We start from the raw sequence: 26,317 nt of genomic DNA, 5'->3' as shown, positions 1-26,317 counted from the left end.
GGCATGCATGAACGGCGTATGCGCGCCCGGTTTCGACCGGCTGCTGGGTTTCATGGAAACGGGATGGCAGGCGGACGGGACCGAGATCATCTACGGGATCTGGCCCGACTTCAGTCTGGCGTACTTCAACGAGGGCTGGGTGCGCTTTGCCCGGGAAAACGACGGTGCCTCATGGCTTATGTCCCCGGAATGCCTCGGCAGGTCGGTGCTGGATGTCACCTCCGCAGACTTGCGCCCTTTCTACCGCGAACTCTTCAGCCGGGCGCTCACCAGCGTTACGGCCCGCCCCTACAGCATCAGCCACGAGTACGAGTGCTCAAGCGCCGAAAATTACCGTAAATTCGCCATGCTCCTCTTTCGGCTGGATGGGGGGCAGGGGCTTCTCATCGCCAACTCCCTGGTGGTGGAGATGCCCCACGAGGCCCGGGGCACCCTGCCGGTGGAACCGCCCACCGATTCCACCCCGTATTGCAACGAGCATGAGTTGATAGTGCAGTGCGCCGCCTGCCGCCGGATCAGGCACCAGCAGCTCGACGGACGCTGGGACTGGATTCCGGCATGGGTCCGCCGGCCGCCGGAGCGGACCAGCCACGGCCTGTGCGACCTGTGCATGAGCTACTATTACCCGCCGCGACAGTGACGAGGTTCAGCGAGGAGGGGTGCGCTTCAAGAGCGTTTCGGCGATGGTGAGCCGTTCGGGCATGTCCTGGGCGTCGGACTGGGACAGGAAGAGGGCATTGACCGCCACCAGAAGCGAATTGAGATTGTCCAGGTCGATGATGGCGGAGCCGGGGAGCGTCTCCCCCTCGGTCAGGTTGAGGGGGCAGTAGTCGATGCGACGCTCGTGCCCGCTGCCGTAGATGATGGGCAGGCCGTGGGTGCGGCAGACCACCGGGCGGGCGGCGTACAGCAGGCAGCGGTGATTGCGAAGCAGCGGGCAGCGTTCCCCCTGCGCCTGCTCCGCCACATGGGCGCGGATCTCCTCCGCCTCCTCTTCGGGCAGCGCCTCCAGGGCCGCGGCCAGCGAGGCCGCCTCCACCGGAAAGAGGGTGATGGCCGTGCAGCAGTCGCTGCACCCCTCGGTGCAGGTGACCTGTTCTCCCAGGGCGTCCTTGATGCCGCGGCAGAGGGCATCGATGCGTTCGATCAATTGGCGGTAGTTGTGTAAGAGATCATTCATGGGCAATTGGGTTACCACATCCTTTGGGAAATGAAAAGGGGGCTGTTGGCCTGAACCCGTGGCGCCCGAACGGCGGACCGAGCGACATGCCGAGGGCAAACACCGCCCGCGAAATGCCGATCCGCCAGTGTCGCGGGTCCGCCGCCGAGGAGCGAGATGCGGCCGGCAACGCCAGGACAGAGGCATACGAGCGCGAGGAGCCGCGAGGGCGTCACGGGTGTTGGCCTGAACCCGCGGCGCCCGATCGGCGGATCGAGCGACATGCCGGGGGCAAACGCCGCCCGTGAGATGCCGATCCGCCAGTGTCGCGGGCCCTCCGCCGAGGAGCAGATGCGGCCGGCAACGCCAGGACAGAGGCATACGAGCGAGAGGAGCCGCGAGGGCGCCACGGGTTCAGGCCAACGGCGCTACCGGATCTTCAGTACGATCTTGCCGAAGTGCTTGTCCTCTTCCATCATGCGGTGGGCATCCACCACCTGGTCGATGGGGAAGACCTTCTCGATGATCGGCACAATGGTGCGGTCGGCGAACTTGGGCAGGGCGCGGCGGGTGAACTCGGCCACGATCTCCCCCTTTTCCGCAACCGGCCGGGACCGGAGCACCGAGCCGATGATCTGCTGGCGCTTCACCATCATCAGGGCCAGGTTCAGTTCGGCCTTGATGCCGCTGGTCACACCGATGATCACCAACCGCCCCTTGTAGGCCAGGGAGTTCATGTTGGGCGCCAGGTATTTGGCCCCCACGTGGTCCAGAATCAGGTCCACCCCCTTCTTGTTGGTGTATTCCTTCACCACCTCGGTAAAATCCGGGGTCTCGCGGAAATTGACGAGAAAATCGGCCCCCACCTGCCGCACCCGTTCCATCTTCTCCGGCGACGCGGTCACGATCAGCTTGCTGGCCGGGGTCAGGGCCCGGCAGAGCTGGATGGCCGCCGTGTTGACGCCGCCGCCCCCTCCGTGCAGGATGGCGGTCTGCCGGTCCTGGAACTCGCCGATCATGAAAACGTTCAGGAACGCGGTGATGTAGGACTCGCAGATGCAGGCCGCCTCCTCGAAGGACATGGTTTCCGGGATCGGCATGAGGTGGCAGGCATAGGCCACGGCATATTCGGCATATCCGCCCCCGCCCACCAGGGACACGACCCGCTGTCCCGCCTGCCAGCCGGTGACGCCCGGCCCCAACTCCTCCACGACGCCGGCTACCTCCAGGCCCAGGATCTCCGAATCCCCCGGCGGCGGCGGATATTTCCCCTCGCGCTGCACCAGGTCGGGACGGTTGATGCTGGTGGCATGCACCTTGACCAGTACCTGCCCCTCGCCCGGGACCGGGCGTTCCGCCTCGCCCACCTTGAGTACCTCCACACCGCCGAACCCTTCCAGCAAGACCGCTTTCATAGCTCTAACCTCCCGATATGCGTATGGATCACCATCCTGCAAAACCATGTTTGGCTTCCGAATGTACCCAGTTCGCATTATTTTGTAAACACAAAACATGAACCGGGTTTGCCATACCACGACAGAGGCATGGGAGGGGGCAAAGCCGTGTGGGTGTTACGACGGGGCCGAACCGTCGGTGCCCGAACGGCAGAGCGAGCGACATGCCGCCGTCCGCCCACCTCCAACTAAGCCCCGTGCCGCCTGCGCCGTTCGTCCTCCGCCCGGACGGAACCGAGCATCGGCCACGTGAAGACGGAGGCATGGAAGCGAGTGAAGCCGGGAGGGCACCGACGGTTCGGGCGCAGGGGCGCAATCCACACCTTGATTTATGCCCCGCTTCTGTGCGATAACTGATCGGTTTCGCAACACGCCACACAGGATTATCCCATGAACATCATGGTCACCAACGACGACGGCATCAACGCCCCCGGCATCCTCGCCCTGGCTGCGGCCCTGGGCGAACTGGGCACCGTGACGGTCGTCGCCCCGGATCGGGAACGGAGCGCCGTCGGCCACTCCCTGACCCTGCACGCGCCGTTGCGGGTCTTCGAACTGCGCCCGGGGTTCTACGCCGTGGATGGCACCCCCACCGACTGTGTCAACATGGGCATCCACAGCCTGCTCCCGCACCGCCCCGACCTGGTGGTATCCGGCATCAATCACGGCGCCAACCTGGGGGACGACGTGACCTATTCGGGTACGGTGGCGGCCGCCATGGAGGCCAACCTCATGGGCATCCCGGCCATCGCCGTTTCCCTGAACACCACGGAACGCCGGGGACATTTCGACGCCGCCGCCCGAGTGGCCCTAGGCATCGCCCGCCAGGTGCTGGCCAACGGCCTGCCGGCCGACACCTTTCTCAACGTCAACATACCCGACTGCCCGGCCGAAAAGCTGCAGCCCACCCTCATCACCCGCCAGGGCAAACGCTCCTTTGTGGGCACGATCATCGACAAGACCGACCCCCGGGGGCGGAAATACTACTGGATCGGCAGCGTGACGCCGGCATTCAACGACGAAGAGGGAACCGACTTTCACGCCGTCAACCGCGACCACGTCTCCATCACGCCGCTCCATCTGGACCTGACCAACTACGAATCCATGAAGGCTCTTTCCCAATGGCCCCTGTGATGCACCTGAACAGGGCACGCCGCCCTTGGCCGAGAACCGCCTTCTTACGGGGCGCCCAACCATGAACTACGATATCGCCAGAAAACGGATGGTGCAGGACCAGATCATCGCGCGCGGCGTCGACGACCGCCGGGTCATCGACGCCATGCTCAAGATCCCGCGCCACATCTTCGTCCAGGAGGCCTTCGCCGCCCAGGCCTACAGCGACACCCCCCTCCCCATCGGCGAGAAGCAGACCATATCCCAGCCCTTCATGGTGGCCCTGATGACCCAGCTTCTGGCCCTGACCGGCAGGGAGAAGGTGCTGGAGATCGGGACCGGCTCCGGCTACCAGACCGCCATCCTGGCAACCCTGGCCGACCGGGTCTGCACCGCCGAGCGCATCCGCCCCCTGGCCCTGCGGGCCAGGAAATGCCTGGACTCCCTCGGACTTTTCAACGTCAAACTGAAGATCAACGACACGGACGACAGCCCCGTCGGCTGGGAGGAAGAGGCCCCCTTCGACGCCATCATGGTGACGGCCGGGGCGCCCGACGTGCCGTGCGTGCTCACCGACCAACTGGCCGTGGGGGGCAGGCTGGTGATCCCGGTGGGGAATGAGAGCGAGCAACGCCTGCTCAGGATCGTGAAGGAGCCGGACGGAACCATGGTGACCGAGTCATCGGTCGGTTGCCGGTTCGTCCCCCTGATCGGACGACAAGGATGGCAGATAGAGCGCACGTAAAACAGCGAGGGCCGACCATGCAACGTGACCACCTTCTGGATACGGAGAGCAGCACCTTCATTGAAAAAGAACCCCTGGCCGATGCGGCCATGGCCCTGGACGACGTGGACGAGCCGCTGGAATTCACGGACGACGACACGGCCGCCGAGGAGGAAGAGGTCGAGGAAAAGCTCCCCCCGGAAGAACTGGAGAGCTTCGACGACGCCATCAAGATCTACCTGCGGGACATCCAGCGCACCCCCCTGCTCTCCGCCGAGGCGGAGAAGACGCTGGCCCGCAGCATCGAAAAGGGGGACAAGGCCGCCCGGGACAAGATGATCGAATCCAACCTGCGGCTGGTGGTCAAGATCGCCAAGCGCTACATCAACCGCGGCCTCCCCTTCCTGGACCTGATCGAAGAGGGGAACCTGGGGTTGATCAAGGCGGTGGAACGGTTCAACCTGGCCAAGGAGTGCCGCTTCTCCACCTATGCCACCTGGTGGATCCGCCAGGCCATCGAGCGCTCCCTGGTCAACCAGTCCCGGACCATCCGCCTGCCGGTGCACGTCTCCGACGACATCAACCGCATGCTCAAGGTCACCCGCGCCCTCTCCCAAAGCCTGCAGCGGGAGCCCTCCGTACAGGAGGTGGCCGACGCCATGAAGGTCAAGGTGGCCTACACCCGCCGGCTCATGACCCTGCTGCGGCGCACCTGCTCCATGGAAACCCCCATCGGGGACGGCAACGACTTCTTCCTCATCGACACCATCGAGGACAACTCCCTGGTGTCGCCGTCGGACCTCCTGGAGAACGTCAACCGCTTCGAGCTGATCTCCCGCCTCTTCGAGGACCTGAGCGAGAACGAGCAGAAGATCCTGACCCTGCGCTTCGGCCTGGACGACAAGGAGCCCCAGACCCTGGACACCATCGGCCAGAGCTTCGGCGTCACCCGGGAGCGCATCCGCCAGATCGAGGCCAAGTGCCTGGAAAAACTGCGCAAGCTTTCGGAGAGCTGAGGCCTAAAGACCATCAGGCCTCAAAGGCGCGGAGAAAACTACGAAGTTTTTTCAAGCTGAAACCTGTACTGTAAGCTTTATCTTGTTAGCTCAGGGTCCCAGTGACTCTGCGGCAAATGCTTTTTCGGAATAAACCGTTTGACACTACGTACCCGTAGCGCACTTCACCTACCGATAAGGAGCACAAACCCGATGGACGAGTTAAAGAGCATCATTCGCGACGTCCCCGACTTTCCCAAGAAGGGGATCGTCTTCAAGGATATCACCACCCTGTTGCAGGACGCCAAGTCCTACCACCGCATGATCGACCTTTTGTCCCACCACTACATCGGCAAGCGCGTGGACAAGGTCATCGGCGTGGAGGCCCGCGGCTTCATCATCGGCTCGGCCCTGGCCTACAAACTGGGAGCCGGCATCGTGCTGGTGCGCAAGCCGGGCAAACTCCCCTCGGAGACCTTCAGCAAGACCTACGCCCTGGAATACGGCACCGACACCTTGGAGATCCACAAGGACGCGATCAAGCCGGGCGAGCGCGTCCTGATCGCCGACGACCTGTTGGCCACCGGCGGCACCATGGCCGCGGTGGTGGACCTGGTGCAGAGCATGGGCGGAGAATTGGTGGACTGCTGTTTCATGGCCGAACTGGAGTTTCTGGAGGGGCGCAAAAAACTGCCCGAGGGGAAGGTTTTCTCGCTGCTCAGGTTCTAAAGCGAGCGTTTCGCTTGAAACCCGGCGGTAACTCTGCTATAAAAGTCATTCACTTTCACCTGTCCCCGTAGCTCAGCAGGATAGAGCACTTCCCTCCTAAGGAAGGGGTCGGACGTTCGAATCGTCTCGGGGACGCCAGCCAAAATAAGGGCTTACAGACGACAATCTGTAAGCCTTTTTGCATTCACACTAAGGAAACAATAAATGCGAAGGCCCCTGGAACCGGTTCCAGGGGCCTTGTTGCGTATCGTCGTAATGATGCGGAGCGGGGCCGGGTTACTTGTAGGCTCCGCCGCTGCCGTATTCCTTGTTTGCCACGATGGAGAAGTGGAAGATGGGACGGTTGACCTTTTTGATGCTGAGCGGCATGTGCTTTACACCGGCAGGGATGTAGAGCATGGTCGTGCGGTTGATCAGATGCTTCTCGCCATTGATGCTCACCTCGATCTCGCCGCCGAGATCATAGGGGTCGTCCGGGTTGCTGCCGTAAAAGCCGACGACTTCGTCGTAATCGTGGACATGCTCCTCAAAGACCGGGTCCTTGGCGGGCACGGCGAAATACCATGCGGTATTCATCTGGATGCCGGCTCCTTTGACCACCTTGCCGTCGAGCCAGAGGATGCGGTTGGAAAACTTCTTGTACATCGCCTTGAATTCCGGCGAACCGAGATTGGGGTCCTGCAGTTTCTGGATGACGTACTTGCCGTACTCGCCGCCGTCATTGACCACCACCTTGCCGCTTGCCGCGGTCTCCGCAGCCAATGCCATCCCCGATGTCGCAAGAACACACAGGCCAAGAACAACGACGGACCAAATCTTTCTCATGTTTCGTACCTCCTTGTAGTTGACGGTTTGCGGTGGGAACCACCACTGCACCGATTGATAATCGGAAACAGGCTTGTCCGGCTGTCGCCGTGGGGGCATCTCCCGGCCATTGACTGGTTGCATCATAAGCCGGCTCATGCTATTCGTAAAATGAATCTTATGACTAATTATCATTCTTAAAAGGAATATATTATGGAGATCAGGACATTGCGGGCGTTTGCGGAAGTGGTCCGGCAGGGAGGTTTTTCGCGGGCGGCCAAGACGCTGTTTGCCACCCAATCCACGGTCAGCAAGGCGGTCAGACAGCTTGAGGATGAGCTGGGGGTGCGGTTGCTCGAACGGGTCGGCCACCACAGCAGGCTGACGGAGGCGGGCGAGATCGTCTTCCACCGCGCCACGGCGATCCTGGCCGAGGGGGACGATTTGCGGTCGGAACTGGCAGAAGTGAGGGGACTCAAGAGGGGCACGCTGCGCCTGGGGTTGCCGCCCATCGGCAGCAACACCGTTTTCGCCCCTTGGTTCGCCACCTATCGCAGCCGCTATCCTGGGGTGGAGATCAAACTGGTGGAGCACGGCAGCAAGCGCCTGGAGGAGATGGTGCTGGCCGGCGAACTGGATTTCGCCGCTACGCTTTTGCCGGTAGGCAGCGAGTTCGAATGGCAGGAGGTGTGCCGGGAGCCGATCGACGTGCTCCTGGCCGCCGATCATCCGCTGGCGCAGCGGCCCAGGCTCACCTTCGATGCGTTGGCCGGCATGCCGTTCATCCTGTATGGAGAGGATTTTGCGCTCAGCTCAATCATTTTGAAAGCGTGCCGCGAAGGCGGGTTCACGCCGAAGGTGGCAACCCAGTCGAGCCAGGTCGATCTGGTCATCGAGCTCGTTGCCGCGAAACTCGGCATCGCCCTTTTGCCCCGCTCCCTGGCCGAGCAATGTCCCCATCCCCTGACGAAACGCGTCGCCATCGACCACCCGGAGATCCACTGGCACCGGGGCCTGGTCTGGCGGCGCGGCGGTTACCTGTCCCATGCCGCCCAGGCGTGGCTGTCGCTGGCAGGTTCGCCCGAGGTGCTGCAACCGTCGGCTATCCGCTAACCCGGAAGCAATCGCCTACAGGGTGCATCCCCCCTGCATTTTAGGCCAGCGGCAGATCGTCAGGCGCATGGGCGGGAACCACCGGGCAGTAGATATGTTCCCGCTCATCGTTCATGCCCAGCGGTTTTTCCGTCTTGAGCAGGGCGAGCCAGACCCGCAGATTCTCCACGATGATGACCGTCACCAGAACGATGATGACGACGCTGAGCACGGTGTTGAGCATCATTCCCTGGGCCAGGTAGAGCCTGATGTTCATGAAGCCTGCGGCAAACGTGGTTACGGTGATGAAGGCGCACGGCACCAGGGTGATGAGCGCGTATCGTTTCCGGGGCGAGATCCGCAGGATGATCGTGGTCCCGATGGCCAGGGCCAGGGCCGCCAGCGTCTGGTTGGTCACGCCGAACATGGGCCAGATGGAGGAGACGTCGCCGGTGTAGAGGATATACCCCCAGGCAAAGGAGACGGCGCCGCTGGTCAGCACGACCCCCGGCACCCAGTCGGTCTGTTTGAGCGGGGCGTAGAGATTTCCCAGGATGTCCTGCAATATGTAGCGCGCCACCCTGGTCCCCGCATCGATGGTGGTCAGGATGAACAGCGCCTCGAACATGATGACGAACTGAAACCAGTATTTCATCGTATGCTGCAGCCCCGCGCCCACATGGGAGAAGATGTACGCCATGCCGACCGCCAGCGAGATGGCGCCGCCGGGACGGTGGGCCACGTCCAGGCCCACCAGGCGGCACAGCTCCGGCAGGTTCTGCACCGGCATGTTGAGCTTGGCAAAGGCGGCGGCCGAGGAGTTGATGGCAAAGTAGTCGTTGGGCACCAGCGTCACGGCGGCCAAAAGGGCCATCACGCCGATGAACGCTTCCGTCAGCATGGCGCCGTAGCCGATGAGGCGGACCTGCCCTTCCCTTTCCAGCATCTTGGGGGTCGTGCCGGAGCCGATAAGGGCGTGGAACCCGGAGATGGCGCCACAGGCAATGGTAATGAAGACGTACGGCCAGACCGGCCCGGGGATGATCGGGCCGCCGCCGGCGATGAAACGGGTCGCGAAGGGCATCTGCACCGTGGGGTTCACAAAGAAGAGCCCCACGGCCAGCCCCCCGATAACGGCGATCTTCATGTAGGTGCTGAGATAGTCGCGCGGCGCGAGCAACAGCCAGACCGGCAGCGCCGCCGCACAGAACCCGTACAGCGGCAGCAGGATCGACAACTGCTGTTTGCTGAAGGTGAACCACCCGGCAAAGGATGATTCGGCGATCGGCCCCCCGAAATAGACGGCGGCCAGGATGGCGACGACGCCGAAGGTCGTGCCGGACAGGATGGCGCCCGGCCTGATCCTGAACATGTAGACCCCGGCAATCATGGCGATGGGGATGGTCATGGCGATGATGAAAACGCCCCAGGGATTGTTGAACAGCGCGTTGGCCACGGCCACGGCAAGGCCGGCCAGGGCCACGATGATGATGAACAGGGTGACGAATGCGGTGGTGATGCCGGTGAGCCTGCTCACGTCCTTGTGGGCGATGACCGCCAGGGACTGCCCCTGGTGGCGGACCGAGGCGAAGAGGATGATCATGTCGTGGAGACAGCCGGCAAAGACCGATCCCAGCAGAATCCAGAAGAATCCGGGGCCCCACCCGTACTGTGCCGCCAGGGTCGGCCCGATGAGCGGCCCCGCCCCCGCAATGGCGGCGAAGTGATGTCCGAAGACGACCCACTTGTTGGTCGGGACATAATCCTTGCCGTCGTTGCAGGTAACCGCCGGCGTAACGTTGCGGTCGTCCAGCATCAGGACCCTGGCGGCAATGAAGGCAGCATAGTAGCGGTACGCCAGGGCAAGAATGCACAGGGAGGATACAAGGAGATAGAGGACGCTCATCGGTCAGGCCTTTCTCGTGACATTTCGGGAGCTTTACCCTGCTCCCTCATCGTGAGGCGACACTCGCGGCGCGATGCACGATTCGGTAAAGCTAGCACTTACGCAAGCCAAAATCCAGTTTACTCTATTCAGCCATGCGGCGGGCACGGGCAAAACCGGCGAGAGCCGACCATTGAAAGACGACCCGACAGGCGGAATTTTGGGGAAGGCGGTTCCATGCCGGCGGAGCATGCGGGGCCGCATCAAACCGGATAAAGGGGAGGGATTGAGGGGCTGTTTCGGACAGAGGCCTGCCCCTGGCGTTTTTGCTTACATGCAAAAAAATTAATGTACTGCCGTTTAAATTAGCCGTATACTTTTATCCGACCGCACGCCCCGCCGCCTCTCCAGGCAGCCGCCGGGGCATAGGGAGCGGCCGTGGCGAACGCCGTCGTACTTTTCTGGAGCGCCCATGAAACGGATCACGTTGCACCTGATGGTCGGAATATGCGTCATGGCAATTCTTGTGGCCTCCCCCGTGCCGCGTCCGAGCGAGGCCGCGGAAAAGATCGTGCTGGTCAGTTCGCAGGAGACCAGGGAGTCGTTCTACGGCCGATGGCTCGACCTGATCTATACCGAGGCCTTCCGGCGGCTGGGCTATGAATTCCGCTACAAGGGGTACCCCGGCGGCCGTGCGCCGGTTATGGCCGAAAGAGGCGAGGTGGATGGGGAGATCCACCGCCCCGCCGATTATGAGAAGGTGGCCAGGAACCTGCTCAAGGTGAAAGAGCCGAGTTTTTCCGTCTCCTACGTCGCCTATGCCGCCAGACAGGGAATCGTCCTGAACGGCTGGGCGAGCCTGAAAAATACGGACTATGCCGTCGAATACCGGCGGGGGGCCAAGGTGCCCGAAGCCGCTTTGCCGGCGGTGGTCAGACCGGAGAGGTTATCCAGCATCGCAACGCCGGAGCAGGGGCTGAAAAAGCTCATCACCGGCCGTACGGACATCTATGTGGACCAGGAGGCGGTCGTCACGGAAGCGCTCGGGAGGCTGGGCCCATCCCCCGTGCATCAGGTGGGCGTCATGTTCACGGGGTACACCCATGTGTTCCTGCACAAAAAGCATGCCGCGCTCGTGCCGAAAGTCGCCCTGGTCCTGAAGGCCATGAAGCGGGAAGGCCTGATCAAACGCTATAGGCAACTCGCCCTGGAACAACAGCCGGGCTCGTGACGCGGCAGGCAGCGGGGCGCCGTCCGTCACACCCGCGGATACACGGCATACTGAATGCCGTTCTTCCCGGCGTGTTTGACGTCGTACATGAGCTTATCCGCCGTGGATATGAGGTCGTCCAGTTCGCATGCCCCGTCCGAACAGGTCACCACCCCCATGCTGATGGTGGTGGGCCACCGGTTGGCTTTCACCAGCCGGTCCAACTCCTGCACCAGGTCCAGCGTTACCGTCTTCACCGCCTCATGGTCCGTGGAGGGAAAAAAAATGGTGAATTCATCCCCCCCCAGCCGGGCGATAATGTCGGTTCTCCGGATCTTTTCCCTCAGGCAGTTCACCACGGCTTTCAGAAGCTCATCCCCCCTCCGGTGGCCGTACCTGTCATTGACCTTTTTGAAGTTGTCGATGTCGAAATAGGCGATGGAGAACGGTCGATAGTCGCGCCGCAGCCGCAGGATCTCATATTCCACCAGCTCGGTGAACGCCCGCAGGTTCATGGCTCCGGTGAGCGGATCGGTGCGGGACAGGACCCGCTCGTTGTCCAGGAGCTGCTGTATCTTGCAGACCATGACGGCGACGACGCAGAAGATGCCGAGCGTGGACAGGTTGTTCCATACGGCGGCCACGATGTTCGCATGGAAGTTGTACCGCGCCAGAATGACGGTACACGTTACGGAGGCCAGCAGGCCCGCGCGTTTGCCGGCAAACCAGGTGGTGAAGGAGATGGGGAGGAGATAGAGAAAGGAAAACATGTATTCCGGCGGCGTCAGCACGTCCAAAGCTCCGAGGAGCGCGCAGCATACGAGCCCTATGACACCATTGACGGTGCTCCCCAGCCGGTAGAGGTAATCGAAATAGCGGGACGAGACGGTTTCCTGTTTATGCACCATGTTCACCCGAAGAGGTTGATGTGATACATCATGCCACGTTTTCCCCCCATTTCAATGTTTGAGAAACACTTTTACGGTACCGCAGCCCCCCTCTCCGCCGCCCCGGGGCGGCCCGCTTCGTTCTGCCGCGCCGTCCTGAAAATTCCCCCGGCCCGTTGATTCCGCACATCCTTGGGCTATAATTCACCCATACCGATTATGCCATGTGCGGCCTTTCGCTTGCGAATTCCACACAACCGGCACCGTGCCATGGAAAGGATACCGGCGTGACCCTCAAATCGTTCCAGACCCGGCTGATTCTCATCTGCGTGCTGCCGCTCGTCATACTGGCGGCGTACCTCTCCTTCGACCGCGTCCGCTCATTGCAGGACCAGCGCGCGCAGGAGGCGGCCAATCTGGTGCGCAATTACGCAGCGTCCCTCGACCGCCTCCTCAATGCCCGGATTGCAGCCCTGCAGATGCTGGCCGCCTCGTCATCCCTGACCGATGCGCACCGCCTGGGCGAATTTTACCAGGAATCACAGGCATTCTTAAAGAATTTCGGCAGCCATGTGCTCCTGGCCGACCTGTCGAGCCACATGATTCTCAACACGCGTCTGCCCTACGGCGCCCCGCTGCCCGACCTGCCCCGGGTCAAGGGGCATTCCTCCGTGGCGGCCGTCCTGGCGACCGGAAAGCCGGCGGTGGGCGACACGTTCATGGGGCCGATCAACAAGGCGCCGCTGGTCTCCCTGGCGGTGCCGGTCAAACGCAACGGCCGGATCTCCCGTCTCCTGCTCAGCATCATGGAGACCAGGCAGTTCCAGGAGCGCCTGGACGAGTTTTCGCTCCCCGCCGGATTTGCCATTACGCTGCTCGACGGCACGGGAGCCGTCATCGCCCGTCGTCTCCCCCCCGGCGGGACATCGGATCCCAACCTGGACGGTTATTCCGGCCGCATCGTCATCAAATCGGCCGTTGCCCCCTGGTCGGTGCAGCTCGCCGTTCACCGGGACACCTACCGTTTGCCGCTCTACACCGCATCGGCGGCGCTGGCGGCGGCACTCCTCGGGGCCACCCTCATCAGCGTTCTGGTGGGGATGCTGGCCGGCCGCGAGCTTGCCGGATCGGTGGCCTCCCTTACGGAGCCCGCCGCATCCCCCAGTCTGCGCCCCCCTATCGCGGAGATCGAAACGGTGCGCAGGGTGCTGGTCAAGGCCACGACGGCGCGCGCGGAAGAAGAGGCCATCCGCCGTGCCAGCGACGAGCGCTACCGCAGCCTGGTGGAAAGCGCCCCCGCCGCCATCTTCATCCACCGCGACGACAGGATCGAATACGCCAATCCGGCGGCAATCCGGCTGTTCGGTGGCGATGATGCGGGAGAGGTGGTGGGCAGGTCACCCTATGCCTTCGTCCATCCGGCGTACCACGACGTCATGGCCGAACGGATCGGCACCCTGCTGCACGGCGGCAGCACCACGCTGACGGAAATGCGGATTATCCAGGCCGGCGGGGGCGAGCGCATTGTCGAGGTCATCGGCACGACGTGTGGCGATGATCAGCTGGGAACGGCCATTCAGGTCATGATGTGCGACATTACCGAACGCAAACGGGCCGAGGAAGATCGGGCCAGGCTCGAAAGCCGCCTCCGGCAGATATAGCGCCGGAATCCGCGGGGGGCCAGCGACGTCGACGCCCCCTTTTTCCGGTTCCTGCCGGCGTACGCGATGCAGACCATCCCCTCGTACCCGTACGACCAGCCGCAACCACGGCAGCGGAGACGGGAACGCAGCTGCGGCCATGCCCTGCCGGTACATTTACACACCGGGGCGATTTTAGTACAATAAAGACATACGGAAGAGGAACGGGGAATGGAGGTGCGTCATGAAAAGGAGATTGCTCGTGCTTTCGGCCGTGGCGCTCGCAGCGCTCCTGGCGGTGGCCCCGGCGGCCGCGGCGGGCGACGGGGAGACGCCCCAGGATACAACGCCCCAAAAGGATAGCTGTCTGCTGGTCGCCATGAACTGCACCAACGAGACCGATACGCTCAACCAGCGGATCGACCGGCTGAACGCTGAAATCATGAAGGGGACCGATGTCTATACGCCCGAAGAGCTGGACATGCTGAAGCGGCAGTTGGGGGACGAAAGGAAGGAATTCCACGACCTGATGCGCCCCGGCGACGGCGGACACCATACGGTGCATGGCCGGTAAGGGCGGGGAAATCGGGTACGCTGAAGGGGGGCAGGGCTTTCACAGGTGCGGAAAACCCATTGCGCCCTCCCCGGGGCTTGACCGGCAGCCGGGTGAAGAGGGCCGGCGGTCTTGGGGGCGTATGGAGCATCCCCCAAAAATGTGACGGGCGTCACATTTCATTCCCCCCGGGTGATGGTACCCTATCCCTGACAATTGCAGAAGATATGGACAAGACTAAACCATCCGCGAGGATGGGACGGAAAGCCCACGGGTCTCACCGAGACAGCCGGGTCGCCGAAATATCATGAATATGATACTGGCGACCCGGCTTTTTTGTGTCCGCAACGGTAAAAACGGAAAAGGAAGAACGCATGCAAGCACCCCACCATGCAACGCACCGCCTGTCCCTGTCCGCTGCCCTGTGCGCCCTGCTGTCCCTGCTGCTCGCCCCCCTGCCCGCCCGCGCCGACAACGTGATCTTCCTCCAGGTCCCCGACCACCAGCTCCGGGAGCAGCCCGACCCCCAGGCGTCTGCCGTCAAAAAGGCCCGCCTCGGACTGGACGACGACGGCAACGTCATGGTCCGCTACAACGACCGCGTGTCGGTCACCTTCATCTACGAAGCGGGCGCCAATCCTCAGGAGAGCCGGCTCAAGGCCAGCGTCCCCCATCAGGAGGTCGCCTGCCTTGGCGGCCTCAGCGTCAAACTCGGTGTCGCCTTTTAGCGCAAACGCCACCGGAACGGCACGTTACGCCCCCTGCCCCACCACGCCCCCGCACCGCGCCCTTAGGGGCACTTAAATAGACTTTGTTAATGGAAAGCCGTTGTGGTATAGCACAAGGTGCAGGCGGTCGCCCCCACCGGGGCACCACCGTACGATCTTTACCGGCAACGGAGGCCTGTGGCCTAGGGGGAGCACTACCCCGGCCATTGGTCCCTTGCTTTCCGGACAGAGGCATTATGGGCGGCAAAGCAACCTTGATAGCGACAAAACTGAAGAATTTCCGCGAGACGTTCATGCGGCAACTCCCCGCCAAGCTGGACGCCGTGCGGGAGGCGCATGCCGCCCTGGGCCAAGGGGTACCGGCCAAAGAGGCGGTCAACGAACTGTACCGCTGCTTCCATACCCTGCGGGGAGAGAGTGCCAACTTCGGTCTGCACGCCCTGAGCGCCCAGGCCGCGGAGGGGGAACACCTGGCGCGGCGGCTGCGCAAGGGAGAGGCGGGCCCCGAGAGCGCCTGGCGTCCCCAGGTGCAGGAGCTCATCGGCCGCCTGGAGCGCGAGGCGGCCCGCACCGACGCGCCCCAGGCCATGGATCTCCAGGCCCTGGAGGTGGTGGCGGCCGCCGAGACCTTCCACGAGATGGAGCGCAAGGTTGTCTACCTCTGCGAATACGATTCCCTGCAGCGCCTGAACCTGGCTACCCAGATCGGTTGTTTCGGCTTCGAGGTGGTGACCTTCGGGGAGCTGGAGCAGTTCCGCAACGCCGTCCGCGGCGGGCATCCCGATGCCATCGTCATGGACCTGGTGTACCCCGGTCTCCCCACGGGCGGGGCCGACGTGATGCGGGAGGTCCGCCCCGAACTGGAGCGGGAGATCCCGACGGTCTTCATCTCCTCCCTGGGCGACCTCCCCTCCCGTCTTGCGGCGCTCCGGGCCGGTTCCGACGCCTATTTCGTCAAACCGGTCAACATCACCCGTCTGTGCACGGCCCTCCACGCCCTGACCACCCGCGAGACCGCGGCGCCGTACCGGATCATGATCGTGGACGACGACCAGCTCCTGACGGAGATGACCGCCCTCACCCTCCGGGAGGCGGGCATGGAGACCCGAAGCCTCAACGACCCCCTGCAAGCACTTCCCCTGCTCCAGGAGTTCAAGCCGGACCTGATCCTCATGGACATGCACATGCCCGGCTGCAGCGGCGCGGAACTGACCAGGGCGATCCGGCAGATCGACACCTGTTTCAGCATCCCGATCATCTTCCTCTCCAGCGAGACCAATGCGGACACCCAGTTCGAGGCGCGGCGCATGGGGGGGGACGAATTCCTGCTCAAACCGATCAGGCCTGACCACCTGATCTCCTCCGTCACCGCCCTGGCCGGGCGCATGAAGGCCATCCGCTCCTCCATGACCACGGACGCCATGACCGGGCTGTTCAACCATACCGCCACCAAGAAGCATCTCGACCGGGCCATCGAAGAGGCCCTCAGCCGCCAGGAGACGCTCTGCTTCGCCATGATCGACCTGGACCATTTCAAGGAGATCAACGACCAGTACGGCCGCGCGGCGGGGGACCGGGTCCTCATGGCCCTGGCCCGGCTGCTCCGGCAGCGGCTGCGCACCTGCGACGTGGTCGGCCGCACCGGGGGCGAGGAGTTTGCCGTCATCCTCCCCGACTGCGGCATCATGGATGCCGGCCACCTCCTGGAGCAGATCCTGGAAAGCTTCGCCGCCATCGGTTTTCCTGTTGGCGAGGAGTATTTCAACTCAACCTTCAGTTGCGGCGTCGCCTCCCTGGACAAGTTCGGCACGACGGAAAAGCTCTACAAGGCGGCCGACGAGGCGCTCTACATCTCCAAGGAGGAGGGGCGCAACCGGGTCATCGCCGTGGGGTGCGAGGACGTGGAGTAACCTGCTGCCGCACGCACCCCCGGATTTCACCGCTTCGGTGCGCCGCCGCGCCGGGCTCCGTTTACAACACCGCTTGCAAAAGTGCCGCGACTGAGTGTATAAGAAAGCCCTCTCCCGATCTTGCGAGCCAGTTGCCGAGGCTCGTCGCAATATCTTCGGAAGCACGTCGGTCGCTGGTGGGCCGCCCGGTCTTCAAAACCGGTGGGGGGGATGAGAAATCTCCCCGGTGGGTTCGATTCCCATGTGCTTCCGCCATACATCGTCCGGCACCGTCCGATGCAGTATTGAAACCCACTAGAAATAGTGGGTTTTTTATTGTCAGTTGTCCAATACGGTGCTACCATGTTTGCAGAAATCCTGGGTAGTATCTGGGTAACTCTACGGGTAACTGGCCATATGGATGGGTAACACCATCCCATATCACATGGGTAACTCAGGGGGTGTACAATGGCACTTACTGACATTCAAGTGAAAACGGCAAAACCAAAAGATAAGGACTACAGGCTGGCGGATGGTGACGGGCTGTAACACGCCATGCGCAAAATCCACTTTCAGACAGTTTCGAGTTTCTTGTCTGCGGGATAGACTCCATTGATCTGGGACTTTATATCCTGTGGAACTACAAATTCAACGACTTCATGTCAATGTTGAATGAAAAGAAACAGGATGCCATGAAGGCAAACGGGGTCCTGGATCAGAATCCACATGAACGGCAGTACATCCACCTTGCCAGCGGCAAGCCGCCAAATTACCGTTATCATCTTCAGTTCCCCGAATATCACCTATATCTGTCCATAACCGAAAAGGCCGAAGGCTCCCCGAATGGGTATCTTTCCGTCAATTCAGAAGCCTTGTGGAAGTACGGCCTCCCCTATGTCCTGGAAACCCTGGAAATCGACCTGTACCATTTCGGCGGCATAATAGAACGCACCCAACCCAGCCGTGTTGACATGTGCGTTGATTACCGCATACCCGACGGGCTCACCCTCCCCTTTCTCGAAACGCACCGGGTATCGAGGGCCAAAGAGACGACCTTTCATCTGCGCCATGATGTTCTTGAAACCTATTACGTCGGCTCTCCCTCCGCTCCTGTCCGACTGCGTATCTATGACAAGGACAAGGAGATTCACGCCAAAGGCACAAAATTCTGGTTCGCGGAAATCTGGAACACTGACGACATAGCCGAAGTCTGGCGGGTGGAATTCCAGATGCGCCGACCATTCTTGCGGCAATTTGGAATTAACAGCCTTGAAGACCTCTGGCAAAAGATCGGCGGGGTGTGGGCATACCTGACAGGCGAGTGGATTTCCTTACGCCTGCCGGACAACGGCAGAACGGCGAGAAGGTCTGTTCTCCCCTGGTGGGAACATGTGCAGCAGGCCGGGAATCAATATGATTCGGCTGGAGGGGTACGGCGTTATGGTCAAAGCGACATGCTCGCCCCGGTGGAATGGTATGTTTCCCACGTTGCCGGGTGTCTCGCTTCCGTTGCCGCTCGGCTTAACATTGACGATTGCTCGGAGGCGGTCAAGGTGCTTGGCGACAATCAGGAAGGACACTGGCGGCACAGGGACTTTAAGAGCGAAGTTCAAAAACGCTCCATTCGTTTGGGCCGAATCAGTTGCGATCAGGAAGGGGGCGGTCTATAATGCAAACAAAAAATAACTGCAACCCGCTCCCTGAAACAGGCCTTGTGAGGCTGTCGCAAATTCTTGGGGACAAGAAAAAAGGGATACCGCCTATCATACCCGTGAGCAAATCGACGTGGTGGGCTGGCGTGAAGTCGGGACGTTACCCAAAGCCAATAAAATTGGGAGAGCGGACGACCTGCTGGAATGTTCTTGATATTCGACAACTTTTTAACCAGTCAGAAACATAATCATTTGTTGAACGGAATACAATTATGAAAAAGAATCTGATACCAATTTTTGTTGGTCTTATAATTGGCGCGACTTTTGGCTTTATTATAGGAAACATGCAAGGCCCGCGTTTTGCCTCTGGGTATGCGACCGGACAACTTGACCTTGTGCGCAAACTGAGTAAACATTTCCCCCATGATCCTAAGAACGATTCTCTCCAAGAATTTGAAAACATTGAGGTTAAAGACGCGACGATACGCGTAATTAACAACGGCAACGTGAAAACACTTGATGTCAATTATTAAGGATTGTCCAACCAGGGCACTAAACCTGACCGATAAGACCGTCAGGTCAGCGCCCACGACGTTGGCTAAGGAATAAGGAAATGAAAGAAGGCTGGATCGGCGACGACTACCTGATTTTGTTCGATGACTCTGAACAGGCCGAAATCACTGAGGGGTACAAGCTTGAGACGTACCTGCTAGGATACAGGATAAAGGCTATCCTCGGATGGGACGATTTCATCATTACGAATCCGGCAGGCGACCAATGGCGCGTTCCGGCTGTGCCACTTGCTCAGAAATATCTCGAAAAGTCCGAAAAGACATTTCAATCGGATCAGCTCGAAACGGATAGCAGCCATGCTGGGAAAATCAAATGGTATGTTCAGCCCATTGTTTTTGGCGGAGACCCGGCTGCGGAAGAGAACATGATATGGATCGACCTAAAATCGCATCAAGAACTCGTCGTCTGGTGGAATGAGAAGTATCGACAGCTAACAGGAGAATGATCGCCAATAAGCGGGTCCAGCTGTCGGCTCCGCCACAGCTAACCCTTGAGACGTTGAAAGGGCGGAATTGTTTGGGTAACTTTCTGGGTAAGTGCAAAAATATTATTTAGTTTTTATTTTTAATAACGGAATGTTACTTTAATTTTTGTATTCCCATGTGCCCGCCATATTAAAACGACAGGGAACAGGCCGAAACGGCCGGCTCCCTGTTTTCATTTACCCCCATGCCCCTGGCCACGCAGCCGCTCCCCGAAGCGATTGCCCCGCTTGCCACCCCACGATCCGGCGACGCCCTGGGCCGGCGCACCGAGCGCCACTGGCGGCAGATACTTTTGCCGCCGGATCAATAAAGCTGAAAAAATTCTTGATTATTTTAGTACGATTTTGTAACCTAAACAAAATCGAGCAGTCAGCAGTACCGGATACACGAAAATACTAAACCATCCGCGAGGATGGGGCGGAAAGCCTACAGGGTCTCACCGAGACAGCCGGGTCGCCGAAATATCACACGATATTCGGCCCCGGCTTTTTTTGTGGCCAATCATGGAGGCCGGACGAAAGGAGCACGCATGGGGATACAGAGTTGGCAAGGGAAGGTTCAACGTCAGGTCGATAACAAATCGGCACAAGGAGATCGCATGAAGATCGGCACCAAAACAGCACTATTTTTCGTCTTTACCCTGGCACTGGTTGCGGCATTTCAGATAGGGGGCCGGGAGGCACAGGCCCAATCGAGCTATTTCACCAGCCAGGGGTGTTCCGGCTGCCATACGGCACCGGCCGTGGCCACCTGTAACGGCTGCCATGCCCACGGCGTCCACTCCAGCAGCGCCAAAAGCGACATCAACGTGAAGGGGACCACCAATGCGACGAGCTACGCCCCCGGCGCCACCGTCACCGTGACCATCAGCGGCGGCTACCGCAGCGGTTGGGTCCGGGCGGTCCTCTACGACCAGAATCAGGTGGAACTGGCCCGGTCCACCGGCAATGCCAGCGACATGGGGAGCGCCACCACCCTGCCGGCGACCCTGAGCGCGGCCGCGCCCGCCACGCCGGGTACCTACGCCTGGAAGGTGGCGTGGTACGGCAACAAGTATGATTCCGGCTCGGCGGCCTTCGGCTCCGGTTGGACCGCAGACCCGAACAACGCCGACCACGGCTACGAGATCGTGAGCACCAACTCGTTCACCGTCACCGCCCCGGCCGATACCACCCCCCCCACGATCACCGCCTTCACCCTGCCGGCATCGGCCACCAGCCTGACCGTGCCGGTGAGCGCCCTGAGCGCAACGGACAACACGGCCGTCACCGGCTACCTGATCACCACCAGCACCACCGCCCCGGCGGCAAGCGACGCGGGTTGGTCCGCCACCGCCCCCACCAGCGTGACCGCAACGGCGGCAGGCAGCGCCACCTTCTACGCCTGGGCCAAGGATAAGGCGGGCAATGTGTCGGCCAGCGCCAGCGCAACCGTGACCATCACCCTGCCGGACACCACGCCTCCCACGGTCACCGCCTTCACCCTGCCGGCATCGACCACCAGCCTGACCGTGCCGGTGAACGCCCTGAGCGCCACGGACAACACGGCCGTTACCGGCTACCTGATCACCACCAGCGCTGCGGCACCGGCGGCAAGCGACGCGGGCTGGTCCGCCACCGCGCCGACCAGTGTGACTGCGCCGGCCACGGGCAGCGTCACCTTCTACGCCTGGGCCAAGGATGGCTCGGGCAACGTCTCTGCGGCAAAAAGCGCCACGGTGACCGTTTCCATCCCCCCTGCCGCCAATCTCGTGCTGACCGTTTCCACGGTTACTGACGGCTCGTTCACCAACAACCCGACCCTCAACGTGAGCGGCACGGTCACCGACACGGTGGCCATCCAGTCGGTCACCGTCAACGGCCAGGCGGCCGTGGTCGCGGCGGACGGTTCCTTCAGCTCCGCCGTGACGCTCCAGATCGGGGCCAACGCCATCCTTGTGGTCGCCACCGACAGTGCCGGCATCGTGAAGAGCGATAGCCGCACCGTGACCTACGACCCGACCGCGCCGGTGGTCACGGTCTCCGCCCCGGCCGACAACAGCACCAGCGCCCTGCAGCTTGTGACCGTGACCGGCAGCGTGAACGAGACCTCAGCGGTGGCCGTCAGCGTCAATGATGGCGCCTCCCAGGCCGCCACCATCAGCGGCAGCACCTACAGCACCGCCGTCAACCTGGCTCTGGGCGTGAACACCATCAGCGTCACCGCCACCGACCCGGCGGGCAACAGTTCCAGCATCAAGCGGACCGTGACCTATACCCCGCCCACCGACACGGGCCTCAACCTGGCGGTCACCTACCCGAGCCAGGATATGACCACCAGCTACCCGCGCCTCTACCTGCGGGGCAAGGTCGCGGATACCCAGGGCACGGCGACGGTCACCGTCACGGTGGGCACCACCACCTACACCCCGGAGGTGGAAAACGGCTGGTTCCAGCAGTTGATCACCTTCACCGTCGCCAAGCAGTACACCATCACCGTCACCGCCAAGGATCAGGCCGGCAACAGCAGCAGCGTCATACGCAACGTGATCTACCGGCCGCTGAGATCCGACGACCGCGACCGGAGACGCTACGACGATTGATTACGGCATTTTGCCGCGGACAGGGCCTCAGGGGGGACAATCAGACCAAAATACGGTTGCCCCATCGGAATACTTGCCTCTGTGACCGTTATTCCGGAGATTGCCCCCTTGCTCGGCAGCACAACAAAAGCCACCCCTCACCGGGTGGCTTTTCGTTCATCCGGCCTCAAAACCGTCGCTTGCGGACGATCTGCAAACCATCGCAAAAAACTGGTAGCAATATATTCAGTAGTATGCTAACTATACGCATATGGATAATACGTATAAACAAATAAACAGCAGCAACCTCTTCTTCCGTCTCGGCCTCCTGACCCGGCACTGGCGCCAGGTACTGGACACCACCTTCCAGTCGGCCGGGCTGACGGACGCCACCTGGCGTCCCCTCCTGCACCTGCACCTCCTGGGGGATGGGGTCCGCCAGAAGGAGCTGGCCGCCGCCATCGGTATCGAGGGGCCTTCTCTGGTGCGCCTCCTGGACACCCTCATGCTCAAGGGGCTGGTCCAGCGCTCGGAGGACGCCACGGACCGCCGGGCGAAACGGCTTTGCCTGACGCCTGCGGGCGAGACCACCGTAGCCCGCATCCGTGAGGCCCTGGCCACCCTGGACAGTGAACTCCTCAGCCCCTTCAGCGCCGGTGACATCGCCAGCCTCGACGGCTACGTCGCCACCCTGGAAAGCGCGGTGAACGCCGTGAGAAAGCAGGTGCGGGGATGACGAGACGCTACTACTTCCGCCGCCTTGTCCGCCGCGAGTGGCCGCGCATCGTGCTGGCGGCCCGGGGGACCGTGGCCGCCCTGGCCGCCCTGGTCGTGGCCATTTTCCTCCACCTGGAGTGCCCCTATTGGGCGGCCATGACCGCGCTCATCGTCATCCAGCCGACCCGCGGGCTGCTGCTGGAAAAGAGCTTCTTCCGCCTCATCGGCACGGCCACCGGCTCGGTGGCCGGGGTGGCCATGCTCCTCACCGCCACGTCGCCCGCCATGCTCACCCTCCTGCTCGCCCTCTGGCTGGCCCTGTGCGTCGGCATCGGCAACCTGCTGTACGGGCTCCGCTCCTACGGCGCCCTCATCGGCGGCTGCACCGGCGCGGTCATCGCCATGTCCGGCTACAACAATTCGTCCCATCTGCACGACCTGGTCTTCGGGCGGGTCGCCTGCATCATCGTCGGCATCGTGGTTTCCACCACGGTGACCCTGTTTTTCACTCACCGCAATTCCAAACGCGAGCTGCTGTTCCGGCTGGCCAAGGTGGCCGTGGCCGACCTGGAGTGGGTGGCCCTGCTCCTGCGCGGCGGAAGCAAAGAGGACCTGAACGCCCTGCGCCAGGACATCTTTGTGGAGATCGCCGACATCGAGGGGACCATGGACGCGGCCTGGGCCGGTTCGTTCGATCTCAAGCGCCGGAAGCGCCGCATCAGGAACCTGATCGTCTCACTCCTTTCGCTCCTGGAAGCCGGCAAGCTGGCCGGCGATTACCTGACCCTCCAGGGGGCGCACCAGGCCCCGTGGCGGGAAGAACTGGCCCGGCACCTGGAAGAGATGGCGCGGCAGTTGGAACAGCATAAATCGACCAAACAGGCGACGGCCCGGCTTACGGCGTTCCTGGCCGAAGCGCGCCCCCATCTGCCGCTGTTGGGCGAGGCCATGGGCGAGTTGGTCAATGCCCTGCAACTGGTCATCGACGAGTGGGACAACACGACTACCCACGGCCCGGAGCGGCCGGCGACCAACCTGTACATCCGCAACCGGGACTGGCTGGAGGCCGGCCGGGCGGCGTTGCGCGCCGCATGCGCCATCGGTGCCGTGGGGGTGCTGTGGCAGGCGACCGGGTGGGCGGAAGGACCGCTGATGATGATGGCGGCGTCGCTCATGGTCAGCATCTTCTCCACCCACGACCGCCCGGCGGTCCTGCTTACCTACATCTTTGCCGGGGCCGTGACCGGCGTTGCGGCGGCGTTCCTCTGCCGGCTGGTCATCCTGCCGGGAACCAGCGCCCCCTTCGTGCAGGTGGCCGTCAGCATCCCGTTCCTCATGGCCGGGGCCATCGCCCTGTACCACCGCCGGACCGCCATGGGGGCCATGGACGCCATGCTCTTCTTCCTGTTCGTCATGCAGCCGGGCCTGCCCGCCGTCCCGCCCCCCACGGCCTATGTGGCCGGCGGCTGCGCCGCCCTCGGCGGGATCGGCGTCGCCATCCTGTCATTCCGTTTCCTGCTCCCCATCGACCCGGCCCGGCGGCTGCGTTCGTTCCTCAGCGCCATCGTCAGCGACCTGATCGTCATGGCGGCCACGGATTCGCTCGCCACGGTGGACAACCGCCGCGCCCGCACCCATCACCGGGTCCTGGGCATGCTCGCCAATGCCCGAAAGCTGAATAACGATTTAAGCGCCATTGTGGACGGCGGACTCGCGGCCCTGGCCATTGCCCGCTGCCTCCAGCGGCTGCGCACGGATGAGATGGGCGAAGGGATCCCCCTCGTGGCCTCCGGCGCCATCCGGGAAACCATGCTCCAGCTCTCCTCGGCCATCCGGCGGCCGGAGGAGATTCTGACGGTGCTGGAAAGCACGGCCATCACCCTCTGCTCGGTCATGAAGCCGCACCTGGACACCTTCACCCCGAAGACGCCGACACCTGACCGGCCCCGAAACCTTCAGTTGGACGAGGTGTTCGTGGCGCGGAAAAAGGGGCTCTCCCCCACCTGAAATCCGGGGCGGCGGTTGCGCAGCCCCGGTTTCCTGCTATCCTTTACCTATAAACGGCAGTTAGGCCACAAGACGCAGAGGAAACCATCGTCGCCGAGGCGGGGACACCGCGCCCTGACATGATACGCCATTTGTCACCTCTGTGGCTCTGTGGCAAATATTTTTCCATGTGAGAGGAGATTGAACGGATGTGCAAGGTACTCGTCGTTTATTACAGCATGTATGGGCATATCTACAAAATGGCCGAGGCGGTTGCCGAGGGGGTTCGCGAGGTGGCGGGGTGCGAGGCGGTCATCAAACGCGTGCCCGAAACCCTGTCCGATGAGGTGTTGGGGATGATGGGGGCGCTGGAGGCCCAGAAAGGCATGGCCCATATTCCGGTCGCAACGGTGGATGATCTGGCCGGTGCCGATGCCGTCATCTTCGGCACCCCGACCCGCTTCGGCAACATGTGCGGCCAGATGCGCCAGTTTCTGGACGCCACCGGCCAACTCTGGGTGAAGGGAACGCTGGTGGGCAAACCTGGCAGCGTCTTCGCCAGTTCCGCCACCCAGCACGGGGGGCAGGAATCCACCATCTTGAGCTTCCACACGACCCTGCTCCACCAGGGGATGGTGGTGGTCGGCCTCCCCTACGCCTTTGCCGGGCAGATGGACATTTCCCAGATCACCGGGGGGAGCCCCTACGGCGCGTCTACCATCACCGGGGGCAAGGGGGAACGCCTGCCCAGCGACAACGAACTGGCCGGCGCCCGCTACCAGGGCGCCCACGTGGCGCGCATCGCCCTGAAGCTGAAACAGTAGAACCGCCTGACATCAACGACCGGGGGCGTCACCCCATGGTGCGTCCCCGGCGTTCGTTTCCGCCCACCCCATTCCCGTAAGACCTATCTCCAGTGACGCGGCCCGTACCAGTAGGGGCCGCCCCAGCCGTAGGGGTAAGCCGGGCCGTATCCGTAATAGTAGTACGGGGGGTCGTAGTACCCCGGCGGGTACGGATACAGGTCGGACCGCCTCCAGACATGAATCTCCACGATGGCGATCACCGGATAGGTGTAGCTGATCTCACCCAAGGGCAGGACCTTCTCCCCTTTCACCTCTCCGATGACCGCAACCGGTCGTCCCGCCTTGAACACCAGATTGTCCAGGTAACCGGGACTGGTGGCCAGGAACCGTCCGCCGGAGACGTGCTCTTCATAGGGCATGTCGTCGCTCCCCAGGTTGAATTGCACCACCTCCACCTGGGATCCGTCCTTGGTGTTCTTGGTGGACGCGATGATCCCGCCGAACTTCACGTATTTGCCCACATACCCCTTGGGATTCTGCCTGAGCTGCTCGTAGCCGATGCTGCGGTCCACCATCAGGTCCGCCCGTTCGCTGAACACGTGGACACAGCCGGCCAAAAACAGCAGGGAACACGCCGATAACAGTAATGCTTTCATGGGTCTTCGCCTCCTCCATT

General features: G+C 62.1%; 26 protein-coding genes, 2 tRNA genes, 1 pseudogene and 2 riboswitches. Of the genes and pseudogenes, 23 read left to right on the top strand and 6 right to left on the bottom strand.

Annotation, left to right across the window (positions count from 1 at the left end):
• Positions 1–7: 7 nt before the first annotated feature.
• A complete protein-coding gene (locus FO488_RS05995) occupies positions 8–640 on the top strand; it encodes a hypothetical protein (protein WP_149209718.1) in 633 nt (210 codons plus the stop codon).
• A gap of 6 nt (positions 641–646) precedes the next feature.
• Here the strand turns inward: FO488_RS05995 and FO488_RS05990 are convergent, their stop codons facing one another.
• Entirely contained in the window at positions 647–1,180 is a 534-nt protein-coding gene (locus FO488_RS05990; RefSeq protein WP_149209717.1) for a YkgJ family cysteine cluster protein, read from the bottom strand.
• Positions 1,181–1,587: 407 nt separating this feature from the next.
• Positions 1,588–2,574 carry an NAD(P)H-quinone oxidoreductase gene (locus tag FO488_RS05985; protein WP_149209716.1) on the bottom strand — a complete coding sequence of 329 codons (987 nt, stop codon included), beginning with the start codon at positions 2,572–2,574 and terminating at the stop codon, positions 1,588–1,590.
• Positions 2,575–3,003: 429 nt separating this feature from the next.
• Here FO488_RS05985 and surE point away from each other — a divergent pair, with 429 nt between their 5' ends.
• The 5 genes from surE (at position 3,004) to FO488_RS05960 (ending at position 6,312) form a co-directional block, all read left to right on the top strand.
• Complete coding sequence (gene surE, locus FO488_RS05980; RefSeq protein ID WP_149209715.1) at positions 3,004–3,747, top strand: 5'/3'-nucleotidase SurE; 744 nt, start codon at positions 3,004–3,006, stop codon at positions 3,745–3,747.
• Positions 3,748–3,808: 61 nt separating this feature from the next.
• Positions 3,809–4,471, top strand: a complete 663-nt coding sequence (locus FO488_RS05975) for a protein-L-isoaspartate(D-aspartate) O-methyltransferase (protein ID WP_149209714.1) — start codon at positions 3,809–3,811, stop codon at positions 4,469–4,471.
• Positions 4,472–4,488: 17 nt separating this feature from the next.
• Positions 4,489–5,466: an RNA polymerase sigma factor RpoD/SigA gene (locus tag FO488_RS05970; RefSeq protein WP_149209713.1), complete on the top strand. Its 978-nt coding sequence runs from the start codon at positions 4,489–4,491 to the stop codon at positions 5,464–5,466.
• Between the two features lie 192 nt (positions 5,467–5,658).
• Positions 5,659–6,174: an adenine phosphoribosyltransferase gene (locus FO488_RS05965; RefSeq protein WP_149209712.1), complete on the top strand. Its 516-nt coding sequence runs from the start codon at positions 5,659–5,661 to the stop codon at positions 6,172–6,174.
• A 61-nt stretch (positions 6,175–6,235) separates the two neighbouring features.
• Positions 6,236–6,312 (top strand) — tRNA-Arg (locus tag FO488_RS05960).
• Positions 6,313–6,450: 138 nt separating this feature from the next.
• Here FO488_RS05960 and FO488_RS05955 read toward each other — a convergent pair.
• Positions 6,451–6,999 carry a cupin domain-containing protein gene (locus FO488_RS05955; protein ID WP_149209711.1) on the bottom strand — a complete coding sequence of 183 codons (549 nt, stop codon included), beginning with the start codon at positions 6,997–6,999 and terminating at the stop codon, positions 6,451–6,453.
• A gap of 192 nt (positions 7,000–7,191) precedes the next feature.
• On the opposite strand from FO488_RS05955, the gene FO488_RS05950 reads away from it, so the two are divergent.
• Entirely contained in the window at positions 7,192–8,091 is a 900-nt protein-coding gene (locus tag FO488_RS05950; protein ID WP_149209710.1) for a LysR family transcriptional regulator, read from the top strand.
• 40 nt (positions 8,092–8,131) lie between these two features.
• On the opposite strand, the gene FO488_RS05945 is transcribed toward FO488_RS05950, so the two are convergent.
• Complete coding sequence (locus FO488_RS05945; protein WP_149209709.1) at positions 8,132–9,976, bottom strand: carbon starvation protein A; 1,845 nt, start codon at positions 9,974–9,976, stop codon at positions 8,132–8,134.
• Between the two features lie 451 nt (positions 9,977–10,427).
• On the opposite strand from FO488_RS05945, the gene FO488_RS05940 reads away from it, so the two are divergent.
• Positions 10,428–11,186, top strand: a complete 759-nt coding sequence (locus FO488_RS05940) for a transporter substrate-binding domain-containing protein (protein WP_149209708.1) — start codon at positions 10,428–10,430, stop codon at positions 11,184–11,186.
• 26 nt (positions 11,187–11,212) lie between these two features.
• On the opposite strand, the gene FO488_RS05935 is transcribed toward FO488_RS05940, so the two are convergent.
• Complete coding sequence (locus FO488_RS05935; RefSeq protein ID WP_149209707.1) at positions 11,213–12,073, bottom strand: diguanylate cyclase; 861 nt, start codon at positions 12,071–12,073, stop codon at positions 11,213–11,215.
• Between the two features lie 266 nt (positions 12,074–12,339).
• Here FO488_RS05935 and FO488_RS05930 point away from each other — a divergent pair, with 266 nt between their 5' ends.
• The 15 genes and pseudogenes from FO488_RS05930 to wrbA all read left to right on the top strand — a co-directional run bounded on the left by FO488_RS05930 (position 12,340) and on the right by wrbA (position 25,659).
• The gene (locus tag FO488_RS05930; protein ID WP_168205919.1) at positions 12,340–13,713 is read left to right on the top strand and encodes a PAS domain S-box protein; all 1,374 of its coding nucleotides are present in this window, start codon (positions 12,340–12,342) and stop codon (positions 13,711–13,713) included.
• A 223-nt stretch (positions 13,714–13,936) separates the two neighbouring features.
• Positions 13,937–14,266: a hypothetical protein gene (locus tag FO488_RS05925; RefSeq protein WP_149209705.1), complete on the top strand. Its 330-nt coding sequence runs from the start codon at positions 13,937–13,939 to the stop codon at positions 14,264–14,266.
• A 205-nt stretch (positions 14,267–14,471) separates the two neighbouring features.
• Positions 14,472–14,547, top strand: a riboswitch (cyclic di-GMP riboswitch).
• A 72-nt stretch (positions 14,548–14,619) separates the two neighbouring features.
• The gene (locus tag FO488_RS05920; protein WP_149209704.1) at positions 14,620–14,973 is read left to right on the top strand and encodes a hypothetical protein; all 354 of its coding nucleotides are present in this window, start codon (positions 14,620–14,622) and stop codon (positions 14,971–14,973) included.
• 254 nt (positions 14,974–15,227) lie between these two features.
• Complete coding sequence (locus FO488_RS05915) at positions 15,228–16,883, top strand: diguanylate cyclase (RefSeq protein ID WP_205743367.1); 1,656 nt, start codon at positions 15,228–15,230, stop codon at positions 16,881–16,883.
• A 157-nt stretch (positions 16,884–17,040) separates the two neighbouring features.
• Positions 17,041–17,138: transfer RNA gene (locus FO488_RS05910), tRNA-Sec, on the top strand.
• 192 nt (positions 17,139–17,330) lie between these two features.
• Positions 17,331–17,408 (top strand): annotated as a pseudogene (locus FO488_RS20600) (DUF4102 domain-containing protein); the annotation flags it as partial.
• Positions 17,409–17,527: 119 nt separating this feature from the next.
• Positions 17,528–18,532 carry a replication initiation factor domain-containing protein gene (locus FO488_RS05900; RefSeq protein ID WP_149209702.1) on the top strand — a complete coding sequence of 335 codons (1,005 nt, stop codon included), beginning with the start codon at positions 17,528–17,530 and terminating at the stop codon, positions 18,530–18,532.
• Positions 18,532–18,762: an AlpA family transcriptional regulator gene (locus FO488_RS05895; protein WP_149209701.1), complete on the top strand. Its 231-nt coding sequence runs from the start codon at positions 18,532–18,534 to the stop codon at positions 18,760–18,762. The genes FO488_RS05900 and FO488_RS05895 overlap by 1 nt, the downstream gene beginning before the upstream one ends.
• Positions 18,763–18,786: 24 nt before the next feature.
• Entirely contained in the window at positions 18,787–19,047 is a 261-nt protein-coding gene (locus FO488_RS05890) for a hypothetical protein (RefSeq protein ID WP_149209700.1), read from the top strand.
• Positions 19,048–19,127: 80 nt separating this feature from the next.
• Positions 19,128–19,532 (top strand): hypothetical protein, encoded by a 405-nt coding sequence (locus FO488_RS05885; protein WP_149209699.1) that lies wholly within the window; start codon positions 19,128–19,130, stop codon positions 19,530–19,532.
• Between the two features lie 224 nt (positions 19,533–19,756).
• A complete protein-coding gene (locus tag FO488_RS20330; RefSeq protein ID WP_255516547.1) occupies positions 19,757–19,882 on the top strand; it encodes a hypothetical protein in 126 nt (41 codons plus the stop codon).
• Positions 19,883–19,956: 74 nt separating this feature from the next.
• Positions 19,957–20,033, top strand: a riboswitch (cyclic di-GMP riboswitch).
• A 137-nt stretch (positions 20,034–20,170) separates the two neighbouring features.
• Positions 20,171–22,153, top strand: coding sequence for a hypothetical protein (locus FO488_RS05880; RefSeq protein ID WP_149209698.1), 1,983 nt, complete (start codon positions 20,171–20,173; stop codon positions 22,151–22,153).
• Positions 22,154–22,403: 250 nt separating this feature from the next.
• Positions 22,404–22,868 (top strand): MarR family winged helix-turn-helix transcriptional regulator, encoded by a 465-nt coding sequence (locus tag FO488_RS05875; RefSeq protein WP_149209697.1) that lies wholly within the window; start codon positions 22,404–22,406, stop codon positions 22,866–22,868.
• Positions 22,865–24,856 carry an FUSC family protein gene (locus tag FO488_RS05870; protein ID WP_149209696.1) on the top strand — a complete coding sequence of 664 codons (1,992 nt, stop codon included), beginning with the start codon at positions 22,865–22,867 and terminating at the stop codon, positions 24,854–24,856. The genes FO488_RS05875 and FO488_RS05870 overlap by 4 nt, the downstream gene beginning before the upstream one ends.
• A 188-nt stretch (positions 24,857–25,044) precedes the next feature.
• On the top strand, positions 25,045–25,659 hold the full coding sequence (wrbA, locus tag FO488_RS05865) for an NAD(P)H:quinone oxidoreductase (protein WP_149209695.1): 615 nt from the start codon (positions 25,045–25,047) through the stop codon (positions 25,657–25,659).
• Positions 25,660–25,742: 83 nt separating this feature from the next.
• Here the strand turns inward: wrbA and FO488_RS05860 are convergent, their stop codons facing one another.
• On the bottom strand, positions 25,743–26,297 hold the full coding sequence (locus FO488_RS05860; RefSeq protein WP_149209694.1) for a Slp/YeaY family lipoprotein: 555 nt from the start codon (positions 26,295–26,297) through the stop codon (positions 25,743–25,745).
• Positions 26,298–26,317: the final 20 nt, after the last annotated feature.

Origin of the sequence: Geobacter sp. FeAm09 (assembly GCF_008330225.1) — a bacterium.
GTDB lineage: Bacteria > Desulfobacterota > Desulfuromonadia > Geobacterales > Pseudopelobacteraceae > Oryzomonas.
The sequence above is the reverse complement of the archived record's forward strand: the minus strand, read 5'-3'. Positions and strand labels throughout refer to the sequence as shown.